12 protein-coding genes and 2 pseudogenes are annotated in these 12,457 nt (G+C 70.5%); 9 read left to right on the forward strand and 5 right to left on the reverse strand.

The window, feature by feature from the left end; translation table 11 throughout:
• The first annotated feature begins 29 nt into the window (after positions 1–29).
• Positions 30–1,736, forward strand: coding sequence for a hypothetical protein (locus tag ACZ4UX_RS26875; protein WP_465708569.1), 1,707 nt, complete (start codon positions 30–32; stop codon positions 1,734–1,736).
• Between the two features lie 55 nt (positions 1,737–1,791).
• Here the strand turns inward: ACZ4UX_RS26875 and ACZ4UX_RS26880 are convergent, their stop codons facing one another.
• On the reverse strand, positions 1,792–1,971 hold the full coding sequence (locus tag ACZ4UX_RS26880) for a hypothetical protein (protein WP_465708570.1): 180 nt from the start codon (positions 1,969–1,971) through the stop codon (positions 1,792–1,794).
• A 459-nt stretch (positions 1,972–2,430) separates the two neighbouring features.
• Here ACZ4UX_RS26880 and ACZ4UX_RS26885 point away from each other — a divergent pair, with 459 nt between their 5' ends.
• Positions 2,431–2,577: a hypothetical protein gene (locus ACZ4UX_RS26885; protein WP_465708571.1), complete on the forward strand. Its 147-nt coding sequence runs from the start codon at positions 2,431–2,433 to the stop codon at positions 2,575–2,577.
• 31 nt (positions 2,578–2,608) lie between these two features.
• Entirely contained in the window at positions 2,609–3,136 is a 528-nt protein-coding gene (locus ACZ4UX_RS26890; RefSeq protein WP_465708572.1) for a hypothetical protein, read from the forward strand.
• Positions 3,137–3,673: 537 nt separating this feature from the next.
• Here ACZ4UX_RS26890 and ACZ4UX_RS26895 read toward each other — a convergent pair.
• Positions 3,674–4,072, reverse strand: a pseudogene (locus ACZ4UX_RS26895) (transposase); the annotation flags it as partial.
• A gap of 37 nt (positions 4,073–4,109) precedes the next feature.
• Positions 4,110–7,085: a S8 family serine peptidase gene (locus ACZ4UX_RS26900; RefSeq protein WP_465708573.1), complete on the reverse strand. Its 2,976-nt coding sequence runs from the start codon at positions 7,083–7,085 to the stop codon at positions 4,110–4,112.
• Positions 7,086–7,371: 286 nt separating this feature from the next.
• Here ACZ4UX_RS26900 and ACZ4UX_RS26905 point away from each other — a divergent pair, with 286 nt between their 5' ends.
• The 3 genes from ACZ4UX_RS26905 to ACZ4UX_RS26915 all read left to right on the forward strand — a co-directional run bounded on the left by ACZ4UX_RS26905 (position 7,372) and on the right by ACZ4UX_RS26915 (position 10,203).
• Complete coding sequence (locus ACZ4UX_RS26905; protein WP_465708574.1) at positions 7,372–8,355, forward strand: helix-turn-helix domain-containing protein; 984 nt, start codon at positions 7,372–7,374, stop codon at positions 8,353–8,355.
• 481 nt (positions 8,356–8,836) lie between these two features.
• Positions 8,837–9,283: an Lrp/AsnC family transcriptional regulator gene (locus ACZ4UX_RS26910; protein ID WP_465708575.1), complete on the forward strand. Its 447-nt coding sequence runs from the start codon at positions 8,837–8,839 to the stop codon at positions 9,281–9,283.
• Between the two features lie 293 nt (positions 9,284–9,576).
• On the forward strand, positions 9,577–10,203 hold the full coding sequence (locus ACZ4UX_RS26915) for a hypothetical protein (RefSeq protein ID WP_465708576.1): 627 nt from the start codon (positions 9,577–9,579) through the stop codon (positions 10,201–10,203).
• Positions 10,204–10,237: 34 nt separating this feature from the next.
• Here the strand turns inward: ACZ4UX_RS26915 and ACZ4UX_RS26920 are convergent.
• Positions 10,238–10,354 (reverse strand): annotated as a pseudogene (locus ACZ4UX_RS26920) (IS5/IS1182 family transposase); the annotation flags it as partial.
• Positions 10,355–10,560: 206 nt separating this feature from the next.
• Positions 10,561–10,719 (reverse strand): hypothetical protein, encoded by a 159-nt coding sequence (locus ACZ4UX_RS26925; protein ID WP_465708582.1) that lies wholly within the window; start codon positions 10,717–10,719, stop codon positions 10,561–10,563.
• Between the two features lie 109 nt (positions 10,720–10,828).
• Between ACZ4UX_RS26925 and ACZ4UX_RS26930 the strand changes: the two genes are divergently transcribed.
• The 3 genes from ACZ4UX_RS26930 to ACZ4UX_RS26940 all read left to right on the forward strand — a co-directional run bounded on the left by ACZ4UX_RS26930 (position 10,829) and on the right by ACZ4UX_RS26940 (position 12,015).
• Entirely contained in the window at positions 10,829–11,128 is a 300-nt protein-coding gene (locus ACZ4UX_RS26930; protein ID WP_465708577.1) for a hypothetical protein, read from the forward strand.
• Positions 11,017–11,373 (forward strand): alpha/beta hydrolase, encoded by a 357-nt coding sequence (locus tag ACZ4UX_RS26935; RefSeq protein ID WP_465708580.1) that lies wholly within the window; start codon positions 11,017–11,019, stop codon positions 11,371–11,373. Before ACZ4UX_RS26930 ends, ACZ4UX_RS26935 begins: the two co-directional genes overlap by 112 nt.
• 213 nt (positions 11,374–11,586) lie before the next feature.
• Entirely contained in the window at positions 11,587–12,015 is a 429-nt protein-coding gene (locus ACZ4UX_RS26940) for a hypothetical protein (RefSeq protein WP_465708578.1), read from the forward strand.
• Positions 12,016–12,457: the final 442 nt, after the last annotated feature.

Here is a 12,457-nt window from a genome sequence, read left to right on the forward strand (position 1 = left end):
CGCGCAGCGGCTCCATGTGGAGGGGACGGATGGACGAGGACACACCCGCCGGACAGGACACCGGCGGCAACACCGAGGAGTCACCCGACGGCTCCGCAGCGGGGGCGTTCGCCGATGCCCTCAAGAAGGCGGCCGAGAACCTCGGGTCCCTCTCCTTGAGGAAGCTGCACCAGCTCAGCCAGCTACGCCACCCGGACGGGGCCCGTCGCCCCGGCCACCGCGACGACGGGCCCCACTCCTACCACTGGACAACGGTGCGCCGGTACCTGACGGCCAGGAGCATCGCCCCGGAGGACTTCATCGATCTCCTGGCCTGGATCTCCGCCCGTGCCCTCCACCCGCTCGTCCCGGACGTGTTCACCGAATTGCGTGCACTGCGCCAGAACGCCCTGGCCGAAAGCCCCAACGCCGAAGACCGGCTGGAGCACGCCCTTCACAACCTGGGCGAGTCCGACTTCCTCACCGACCGGCTGCGCCGGGAGCTCGCCGATTCCGCTGACCGCATCGCCGAGTACGCCGATGCCGAGGACACCATCCACCGCCGCGTGCAGCAGTTGCGCGCCGTCCTCGGCGGGCCGGCCACGGACGAGCCGCAGGCCCGCCGACACCTTCTGGAGGAGCTCGCCCGACTGGAGACAGGTGTGCGCGAACACCGCGGAGCGTACGACCTGGCACTGGAGCGCCAGGCCCGGCTCCGCGCGCAACTCGACACGGCCCAGGCGAACGCGTCCGGCCGATCGGAGATCACGCAGGAACAAGCCCTCGCGCTGACCACGGCCGCCGACCACGCGAAGGAGATCGAGGCGTCCTGGCTGCGCAAGGACGCCGAGACCAGAGGTATACAGTCGCAGCTCGCCGAACTCACCGCGCAACTGCGGCTCAAGGACGAACAGATCGCCCGCCATGCCGCGCTCCGTGCGCGCGCGATACGCCTCCTCGTACATGTGACCGTCTGGCTCGTGACGGTCCTTTTCGGAGCTGCGGGTCTGTGGACGGCCTCCTTGTGGGCCGACGGCTTCGCCCTGCCGGGCCCCGCCCACCTTCGTGTCCCCGCGTTCCTGCTGTGCGCCGCCGTGTTGGCCGTCGGCGCCGTCCTGCTCGTCCTGCCCCTGGGCTTCGCGACCCTCGTCGGCGCCGAGAGACTGTGGACCAAGGTGAGCGAGGACGAGCCGTTCAACCGTGCCCGGCCACCGCGGCGCCGCCTTGTCGCGGGCGTGCTCGTCGCCCTGGCGGCCGCGCTCCTGCTCGCCGCTGCCGCAGCGGCCCTGCTCTGGGCACCCAGCACCGTTCTCCACCTAGCCGCGTGGCTCGCCCGCCGCGCGGGCCTGCCGGTGTCCGCCCCAGCCGGTTGGTCCGCCGTTCCCGTCGCCTGGTCGGCAGCCGCCGGCGTGGGGTTCTCCTGGATCATGCTGCGCCTGTTTAGCTGGCGAGACGAGTCCGGGTTCCTGCAGCACTTGCGCCAGCAGACCATGGAGCTCGACATGGGCTTTCACAACGCGACCGGGTGGGGCATCACCGTCGGGCCGTATACGTACTGGCGGAGGAAGACCAGCAGCGTCGTCATCACCCTCCCGGGCTACGGCGGTTACGGCGGGTACGGCGGGTACAGCACCTTCGCACCCGGCCCGGGCCCGAACGCCTCCCAGATGGCCGCGGCCTACCTGGCCGCGGAACAGCAGCGCCGAAGGCCCCCCTTCCGTCCCGCGGCCCTCGATCGGTTCGAACAGGAACCCTGACAGCAGACGCGGATCACACCGCACCCACCGCATCCAGGCTCCCCACCCCGGCAGCTCATGAACTGGAGACCATCGCGTCGAAGAACGGGAACGCCACCGCGAACGCCGCTCCGCCCGCGAGGAACGCCTGCGGCAGGGACGCCCCGGTGCCGTACGTCAGACCGCCGGCCACCCCCGCCGCCAGCACCGCCAGCAGGAAGACCAGCGCGGTACGCACGGAGACAGTGCTCTTCATGGCAGAAGCCCCTCACTCGAAGCCGCACCCGAGGCCGAGGAGCACCGGGCACGCCGCGCCCGGCCGACGCGATGCCGGCCTTCCTGACGCACCTCCAGACTTCCGCGCCAAAGCCCTGTAGCGGCACCCCGATACACCTCTCACCTGCGAAGACTTTCCTCGGAAGACCTGCTCCGCCCCGCGCCGAAGGCGGGGGACCATCCCCCGCCCAGGCGGGATCCGCCCGACCTGAGGCCCAGCCGGCACCACCGTCCCACCCCGCCCCGGACGACCAAGCCCGGCAAGGGCTCCCCGTGCTGCCGAGCCGCCCGCCCTCACAGACCAGGCACGCAGCGCACACCCCCACCCGGACGCACAGCATCCGCCCCGAACCCGCAGCAGGCCGAGAGCCCACCGCTGCGCCGCTTCGGCGGCCCGGGGGGCGTCGTGGTCGGTATCGGAGCTCGAAAACCGGTCGCGGTGGCCGCCGTGCATGGCTTCGCCTTCGGCGCCATCGAGGTCGGCCCTGAGCGGTACACCGACGCGGAGTGGGCCGTCTGCTGCCTGCACGACCTCCTGACAGCCATCGGCCACGTGAAGGGCTACGCCGTCGGTGGCTTCTCCTGACGCGGACACATCCGCGACCTAGGGTGGGGCCATGTCCGACGACTCGAACGGTGGCCCTGCCGACAGCTCTGCTGGTGCCGACCACCAAGGTAGCCATCTTGGCCACGGCGGCGGGCCGTGGGACGACGGCACCGCCCTGATGTACTGCCGGCAGTGCGGGACCCCGGAGGAGCCGGACGGGGGCTTCTTCTGCGTGGAATGTGGTCTCGAGGCCAGGGAGCTCATCCGGGAGGGCACTCTGGTGGCGCTCTCCATGGGCGACCCCATGGAGGCCACTCTCACGTTGAGGGAGCAGCTCAAGCTCCAGGCTGAACCGGAGCTGCTCAACGAGTTGATCGCGAGCGGTGTGATCGGAGCCGTGGCCACCACGGCAGGGGTCGTCGCGAAGACGGCCATGGAGCAGAAGACGGAGCGGCTGAAGGCGAAGCTGTCCGCCGAGACGGAGCGCTTGCGGATCACGGCCGAGAGCGAGCTGGCGGTGCTGCACGAACAGGAGGAGACCAAGCGGGCCCAGCTGCAGGCCGGAACAGTCGGGCCCGCTCTGGAGGAGGCGCCGTAGCGGACCTGCTCGTCGCGGCCAGTACTCCGCCTCCCCAGGCACCGCTGGCGCCCGTGCAGGCCCGTGGTGGCGCCCAGGGTCCTCTACAACTCCGTCCAGCCGCACGGCACTCCGCCGCTCGGCGCCGAGCGGGTGCCACATCGGAGCGGCGGGGCCGTGCTGGACCAGGTCCTCGAGGCGGGCGGCGCCGGCAGGGACGGCGGCGAGCAGATCGGCGGTGGCCGGGTGCTCCTCGGCGGCGAGCAGCAGCTCTTCTACCGCGTCGAGGCCCGGCCGCGCTCGGCGGGCGGATGCTGCCGGACCTGGGCGAGCGAGCACCTCACCCCGGCCGGCGCAAGGGCCAGACGCCAGGTCCCTGGCGGGGAGGTCGGCGGGCAGATCGGAGATCCAGTACTGCACCGGCTTCGCCTCGTTCTCGGACCGTTGGGCGATCAGCCGGGTGAGGGGGATCATGCCGTCAGCGGCGGGCTTGGGGCGCCGTCCGGCGAGGCGGACCCTTGGCAGGACGAAGCGCGAGATCGTCGCCGCTTTGGAACCCTTTCGCCAGGTCACGCTCCGCCCGGCACGGCGCCCGGCGGCCAGTACGTGCTCCTGCGACGGGATCGGGCGGGTGGGGTAGCGCGGCAGCGGCCGCGGTCCCAGGCCGCCGTAGGGCGGCTGATGCGGTTCCGCGTCCTCCTGGTGGGCGGTCGTCTCACCCCGGGCCCTCCGAGCACAGGCCAGGTGGCGGTCTTCCAGGCCGAGGCGAAGGCCGGCGTTGGCGCCGTAGGCGGTGTCCGCGACCAGCACGGCGGGCCGCAGTCCCGTGCCGGCGAGTTCGTCGAGCTCGACTTGTGCCGGCCCTCCAGCAGCAGCCCCCGCGGATACAGTTCGCCCTTGGCTCGCCGATCGGTTCGAGCAGCCGGCGCGAGCGGAGCACCCGTGCGGGGGCGGCACGCGTGTGCGTGCCGCCCCCGCCGGTGGGTGCCGGGATTCAGTTGAGGGACAGGAAGGAGCCCGCCCCGTTGGCGTATTCGATCCAGGCGCCGGACCGGGCGTCCGCCGGGATGCCGGACCAGGCGGCGGTCAGGTCGGTCGGTACGCCGGGGGTTGCGCGGGCCCGTTCGGGCGTGACCGTGACCTTGCCGGTGACGGGGCTGTCCGCGGTGATGTGGTTCGCCTGGTAGGTGTACGGGGTGACGGTTTCGTCGTTGGTCCCGACCGCGACCAGGGACACGAGGATGGTGTCGGCCGTGGGATGCGGCACGGTGATAGTGACCGTTCCGTCGCTGTCGGGGACGGCGACGTGGACGTCCTGGAGGACTCCGCCGACCTTGCTGCCCCAGAGGACGCCCGTGATGGTGTCCGCCGCCGCGTCGAAGCGGACCGTGATCTGCGACGCCTTGGCGCCGGACGGGATCTCGGCGTCGTAGGAGATCTGCTGCGTCGTGGTCAGGGTGCCCTTGGTGGCGGGTGAGGAGACCGGTCCGTAGGCGGTGGCCGTCAAGGTGCTGGTGGCCGGGGTGACCGAGAACTTGGTCGAGCCGCTGGACCCCGAGCCCTTGATCTCGGCGGGGGCGCGGACGGTCTGCGGGGTGACGACGATCGGGCTGCGGACGGTGATGCGGTCGGAGGTCCAGGTGAGGGACCCGGTGTCGGCGCGTCCCGCGGGCGCGGTGGTCACGTCCAGGGTGACGGTGAAGGTGAGCTTCTGGCCGGGGTGGGTGAAGTGCAGGACGGACGGGCTCACGGTGGTCTTGATGCCGGGGAGGTCCACGCGGGCACGATAGGTGCCGGGCGTGGTCGCGGTGACGGTGCGGGTGACGGTCTGCTTGCCGAAGAGGTCGCCGATGGCTATGGACGGGTAGTTGAGGTCGCTCGGGTCGATGGCCTTGACGCCGGTTCCGGTGTGGATGCCGGAGCCTTCGAGGTAGGCGAGCCAGTCCCGCTCGCCCGAGTCGTAGACGAGTCCGGGCCGCAGCATGGCCCGTGCGTCCACCTCGCCGGCGCCCTGCGTGAAGGCGTCGTCGCTGTTCTTGCCGTTCGCGGTCTTCGTCGGTGTGGCGGTGGTCATCATGGCCGACTTGATGCTCATCGGGGACCAGGTGGGGTGCTCCGTGAGGTAGAGCGCCGCCAGGCCGGCGATGTGCGGGGTGGCCATGGAGGTGCCGGAGTAGTAGTCGAAGTCGTGGCCGTTGTTGCCGTCCGGGGACACGGCCGCGAGGATCGTGGTGCCGGGCGCGGTGATGTCGGGCTTGAGCAGGTCGCCGTTGCCGACGAACGAGGGGCCGCGCGATGAGAAGCCGGCCACCTGCGGGTAGGCGTCGGAGGTGCCTCCCTCGGTGAGGGTGGCGGTGGCTCCGTCCGTGGCGGCGTAGGTGCGGACGGTGGTCGCGTCGGGGGCGTTGAGGTGGACGACCGGCAAGCTGTGCAGGTCGCCGTCCCTGCTCTCGTCGCCGGGGTTCACCAGGACGACGCCGATGCCGCCGGCCCGCCGGACCTCGGCGGATTTTTCGGGGCGGGAGTTGACGCCCCGTTCGCAGACGACGATCTTCCCGGCCGCGCGGGCCGGGTCGAGGGAGTTCGGCATGCAGTAGTCCGCGTAGACGTCCACGGTGTCGGAGACCCGGACCGCGGAGCCCCGGGCGAGCGGGGCGGGGCCGACCTGCCGGTGCACGGTCGTGCTGATGCCGGTGTAGCTCGCGCCGTTGCCGAGGGCCACCGTGCCGGTGTGCGACGCGATGGTGCCGGCGGCGACCGTGGTGGTCCAGGGCGCGGTGTTGTCGAGGCTGGACGGCTTCGGGCCGGAGTTGCCCGCGGCGGTGGCGACGAAGACTCCGGCCACGGCGGCGTTGCGGAGCGCGACCTGCACCGGGTCGTCGTACGCACTCTCGAACGTGCCGCCGATCGAGTAGTTGATGACGTCCACGCCGTCGGCGACGGCCTGGTCGACGGCGGCGACGATGTCGCTGGTCAGACCGCCGTCCGAGGCGCCGTCCTTGCTCTGCCAGAGGGCCTTGTAGACGGCGATGGCGGCTGCGGGGGCCACGCCGGAGACGGTGCCGAGGTCCTCGCCGTCGGCCTTGGCGAGGACGTCGGCGTTGCCGGCCGCGGTGGACGCCGTGTGGGTGCCGTGGCCCTGGCTGTCGCGCGGGGAGACGTATCCGGCCCGGTTGGACTCCGGTACGGCGTCGAACCAGGCGTCGCCGAAGTAGCGGGCGCTGACGACCTTCTCGTTGCAGGCCGCGGCGGTGAAGCGGTCGCCGGTCTGGCAGGTGCCCTTGAAGATGCCGCCGTCCGCCTTGTGCATCACGGTGGTCGTGCCCACGCGGTAGGGGCGGTGGCGGTCCTTGTTGCCGGGCTTGCGGGAGTTCAGGGCCGGGGCGTCGAAGGAGGGGTTCTCGGGCCAGATGCCCGTGTCGATGTCGCCGATGACGATGCCCTTGCCGGCTTCGGCCGCCCCGCCGAGGGCCTTCCACAGCCCGTTGCGGCCGGAGAGGCCGAGGAAGTCGGTGGAACTCCGGTCGTCGGCGGCCTTGTGGAACCGGTCGGGGGCGATGTGCACGACGCTCCCGGTGCGGGCGAGGCGCACCAGTTGGCGGGCGTCGAGCCGGGCGCTGAAGGTGTTGGTGGTGACCGCGTAGTGCTGCCGGACGGTGGCACCGACCTCCTCGGCGACGCGGGTCTGCTGGTCCGTCAGGTGGGTGCGGTACCGCTTGGCGGTGGGCGATTCGACATCGATCTTGCCGCCCTCGGCGGGCTTCGTGGCGGAGAGGTCGCCGACTCCGCCGTCGTAGGTGACCAGAGGCTGGTCGGCGAGGGTGACCAGGTAGGTGCCCGTCGCGGATTCGGCGATCGGAGCGGGGGTGGCGGTGGCGGTCGTGGCGAGGGGGAGGCTGAGCGTGGCAAGGGCGGTGGTGAGCAAGGCGGCGAGGGCGGCTCGCCGGTTGCGCGACGTTCGTCGCGGCATGAGTGACACGGACTCTCCTCATGGATTTCCACGCACGCCGGAGAGACGAGCGTGGATGCTCGTCTGCGGCGTGCGCTGGGGGTGGGAATCTCCGAACGGCCTGGCACCAGGGGTGACTGACGGGTGGTCCGGGACGAGTGAACGCCGCACGAACATCGACTGTCCAGATAATGTGATGGCGTCTTTGGCGTGGTGACCAAACGCGCCACGCGTGGGAAGACCGGTCGGCCCGCACCGGGGTACGGGCCTTTGGCGCTGTCCTCTCGGGTGGCAAGGAGGGTTGGTTGTGCTGGAAGCCGTGGGTGTGGGCCCGTTCGACGAGAACGTGTACCGGGCGGTGTTGTCGGGACAGCAGCGCACGGTGGCCGAGCTCGCGGAGAGCACCGGCGCCGGAGTGGCGCGTACCGGACAGGCGTTGAAGCGGCTGGCCGACCTCGGCCTCGTACGGCGGGTGGGCCGGAGCCGGTGGGAAGCGGTAAGTCCCCGGTCGGCGCTCTCGGCCCTGCTGCACCGGCGTCGGTCCGAGGCGGAGACGATGTACGGCGAAGTGGAAGCGGAACTGTCGGGCCTCCATCGCCTCTACCGGGCCAACCAGTTGGCGTCGGACCCGGAAGCCCTGGTGGAGGTGCTCTCGGACCCGGAGACGATCGCCCGGCGGATCGACGAGGTGAACCGGTCCGTCACCACCCATCTGTGGACGCTGGACAAGCCGCCGTACCTGGATGCGGTCGGTCAGCCGCACTTCCACGATCAGGAGAAGACGACCACCCGCGAATGGGTAGAGCGCGGCGTGGACATCCGGGGCGTGTACTGCCTGGAGTCGATCGCTCCGCCCGGCCGGATGGAGACCGTTCTGCGGCTCGCCGCCCTCGGCGAGAGGTCGCGGCTGCTGCGTCATCTCCCTTTCAAGGCACGGATCGTGGACCGCAGGGTGGCGATGGTGCCGCTGACCGGTGGCAGCAAGGAATCCATCGTGCTCGTGCATCCGTCGGGCCTGCTGGACGGGCTGATCGAGCTGTTCGAGGCGTACTGGGAACGCGCCGAACCCCTGCTCGCCCATCAGGTCGAGGAGGCGGAGGAGGGGCCCAGCGAGGAGGATCTGGTGCTCGTGCGTCTGCTGCACGCCGGTTTCAAGGACCGGGCGATCGCCCGGCAGTTGGGGGTCAGCGTACGCACGGCGACGCGGCGGGTGGCGGCTCTGATGCTCGCACTGGACGCCGGTACGCGGTTCCAGGCGGGGGTCCGGGCGCGGGAGCGCGGCTGGATCTGAGCCCGTCTGGGATTGTCCGGCCCTCACCCTCTCGTGCGCCCGGTCCTTGGCAGCCCCCTCATTCGGCCGACTCGGTGGTCTACGAGCCATGATCGGGATCGTTGAACGGCCGGTACCGGACGAGCCGTGGGAACTGTTCCGGCGGATGGTGCCGGCGGGCTCTCGCGCGACCTGCGCGATGACCGCTGCTGGTGGACCTGGTCCGGTACCCGGCCGGCCCCAGGATGTGGGGCCGGCCGCAGGGTGCCGGGGATACCCGCGCACCTGTCATCTGGTCGGAGTCCGCGCCGTAGGGGTTGGCCGGCGCGGGCCTCCTGCCGGGGGTCACCCGGACGCCATGACGATGACAGGAGGGCGGTCCGCAGGCGATAGGCCGGGCATCATCACGCATATGTCGAGCGTGGTTCACTCGATCTGCAAGGGGCAGTGGAGCTTTCAGCGCATGACTTGTGCGTGGCGCGCATGATTCGGGGAGTTGGCCGTGGACGCGATCGACCGTCATATCCTGACCATCCTCCGCAAGGATGGGCGAGCGCCCGTGTCGGAAATCGCGCGTGCCGTGGGTCTCTCGGCGGCTCCGTGCGCGCGTCGCATCGAGCGCATGGAGAGGACGGGTATGATCCGCGGTTACACCGCGGTCATTGAGGACAGCCGGGCGGGCATGCTTCAGGCGTTCATCGAGATCCGACTGCTCGGCGCGACCGACAGCGACGAGATCCAGGGCATCTCCGAGAGCATCCCGGAGATCGAGGAGAGCCACAGCATCGCCGGCACCTCCGACGCCCTGCTCAGGCTCCGGGTCCGGGACGTGAAGCATCTTCAGCAGGTGATCAACGCCGTGCGCCGGACCGGCAAGGTGGAGGGCACCAAGACCTTCATCATCATGAACACCTGGACGCGGGTGACCGAGCAAGCGGGCACCCCGTAGCCGCGAAACGACATCACGCCCGAGGCTCGGAGGCCGTCCGCCTGTCGGCGGCAGGCACGTTCAGTCGAGCAGGGTTCCGGACCCGCTTCGGGCCCGGGTGATGGCAGGTCGTCCGGGCGGGTCTTTGGAATGGAGGCGGTAGTAGGGCAGGGCAATGCCGTGGTCAATCACGAGCCGGGAGTAAGCACCTGATGATCGACCGGACAGCTCCTCAGGAGCTGTCCGGTCGATCACGTGGAGGTAGAGGAAAATGGCGGGTCAGGGGTGGTTGGCCCCTGGTAGAACATGGGCCAATGGGTATTCAGGAACGTGACCGCAAGGTGTACCGGCCTCTGAGGCGGGCCGGCCTCGAGGTGATCCCCAACGCTGTGCCAGCGGGCACGGTGCCGTTCGTTCGCGGATACGGTGCGGAGGACGTGGCCGGCGGCTTCTCGCACCGATACGACACCTCACGGCTGGTCGAGCGGCTCAATGCGGACTGGTACGACCTGGCGGTCTCCTCGGGCCTCCTCGACCACCGGCGCGAGTTCCTCGTACAGCTTCCGCGGGGCACCTGTTCGCATCGGGCCGCTCTGCAGCACCTGCACAGTGGCAGCACTGTACCGGTGCTCTGGACTCGGGTCCGTCTGCTGGATCGCTGGGACATCATGGGCCGAGGCGCGGCATCGGCGTTCCTGGGCGTGCACTCGGGCCACCCGGGCTTCGGCATGATGGCTCTGAACGGCAGCGTGTACCTCGAAGCCTCGACGGGCGAGACCGGCATCGACGTGCTCGTGGTGCATCACCCGGACCGCTCAGAGAACGTCCTGCGACACCTGGAGTGGATCACGCGTTACGACAGCCCCTATGCAAACCGCGATGAAAAGCAGCGTGTCGCCGTCTGGCTCGCTGGCCGCGCAAGGGGCCTTCCGGGTCGCTGACGACAAGGTCCCGGACGGGCTGACTGACGCATGTGCGGAGCCAGATAACGAGGGCGGCCGCGGTGACGGTGCCGAGGAAGACGTATCCGCGCTTGCCGTAACGGGTCGCGCCGGCGCGGTAGTTCTTCAGCTTGTTGATGGCCCTCTCGACGGGGAGGACAGTTGGCGGTTCAGGCCCCGGGTCCGGTAGTGCGGCTGACCCCCGCGTCTGCGGGGAGGACGGGAGGCGGCGCTCGCCCTCGCGGAGGAGCGGCGGCTGACCCCCGCGCCTGCGGGGAGGACTTCCTCCGGCTGACCCCCGCGTCGGTGAGCCGGTAGGACGGCATCCGCATCCAGTCGGTGGAGTCCTCCTGAGGTTCAGCTTGGCGGCGATGCGGGGCAGGTGCCCCCACGGGCCGGGATCAAGGCCGAGCGCGGCGCCGCCGGCTTCCTGGTGTCGTCGGCGAGCCGTTCGGCGATCAGGTGGGTGAGTTCCGCGGTGCGGCCCTTGAGGTCGAGGACCGCGTGTACCGGCAAGACGTGGCCGTAGCATCTGAGTATCTGTACGGATGCGGAGCGCACACTGCCTGCCTAGCATTCTGCGGGGCGTGGGGGCTGGGCATTCATTTTCGGGGAGGGGACCCACGTGGCTGACAACGTCACTGGCAAAGTTGCGATCCAGCCGGCGGACCTGCGGGCGTCCGCAGGTATCGCGAAGGGACTGGGGGAGGAACTGGAAGCGCCGGTCCGCAGCGCGACGACCACAAGCGAGACCGTTGCCGGCCAGCTCACCGGCTGGTCGATCGCCGGTGGACTGGGGCAGTTGGGGAGCGACTGGTCCAAGCCGCTCGCCGACCTGCGCCGGCGCCTCGCGGACACTGCGGCCAACCTGCACACAGCTACGGGACCTACGTCGTGGGCGCCGCCGCGCGGGACGGCGGCGTGAACGCCGACGACATCATCGCGCTGGGCAGCCCCGGAATGGGAGTGGACCGGGCATCGGAGCTCAACATCGACCCGGAGCACGTCTGGGTCGGTACGGCCAAGGACGACTTCATCCAGACGGCTACCGGCACCGTCTTCGGCGAGGGCCCCAGTACGGGATCTTCGGCGCCCCGCACATCAAGGTCGACACCACCGGACATGGCGGCTACTGGGACATGGGCCCCGGCGGAGCAAGCGAAACCCTGAGCAACCAGGGACGGATCATCGCCGGCCGCCAGCCGACGCTCGCCCCCACCATCCCGCACTGGCCCCACAGCTAGTCCAGTTGACCGCCGACCCTGGAGCACCATGACTGCTAGCGCATCCCGCGCCCCCGCGCGGATCATCGCCGCCGCGCTCCTGCTAGCGGTGCTCGGCGGGTGCTCGTCCGCCCATCCTGACAGGAGTGACCCGCCACCCGTGAAGTCCAAGGCCGACGCCCAGACCTGGGCCCAGCAGATCACCGAGCACATGGCCCGCACCGCCGGGATCGAGCCCGATCCCGCGACCATTGACGCGCTCTTCACCCCGTGCACCGGGAAGAACGGCGAAAGCGCCTCCGACGACCGGTACATCCTGATGTACAGCGTCAAGAGCCACGTGCCGCGCGACCGGCACCCGGAAGCGGTCAGGAAGATCCGCGACATGCTGGCCGGCGAGGGCCTAACGGTGGAAGGCTATCGCGAGGCCGTGGACGGCAAGCCGGACGCACTCGTCGACGCCTTCCACCCCAGCAGCCGGTACACCGCGACCGCGGCCACCTCGGGCACCGGGGACCGCATGTACCTGCGGGTCATCACGCCTTGCCTGCTTCCCCCGTCTGACGGCCCCACCCCGTCGAAGCCCTAGAACTCAAACCGGTGCATCCAGGGTGGGACAGTCTCAAGACTGTCCCACCCTGTTCTGCCTAGTCAGAGCATGCAGCAGTGAGCTGGGACAGAGGTGGGACAACGGGCCGGCTACCGGCCGGAGGCGGGGGCCCTCGATGGCGGCGAGCAGGCGCGCGTGGACGACGCCGGCGGCCTCGCGGGCGGCTGACTCCTGGTCGTCCAGCTGCGCGGCGATCAGCTCGGCGGACGCGGCGAGGACCGGCACCGGCACGGTCGCCTCGCGCAGGTGCAGGAGCTGGGCAGCCGCCTGGTAATCACCACGGTCGGTCGTCCGGCGGCCCGGCGGTGGCTCTGTTCACGAGAACGGGTTCTGGCTCAACTTCTGTGACCGGTAACGCTGGGTTATTCGGTCAGAGACCGAAGAGTCAGGTTTCCTGAGGCTCAGGCTCAGGCTCAGGCTC

Source organism: Kitasatospora sp. NPDC028961 (genome assembly GCF_055564815.1).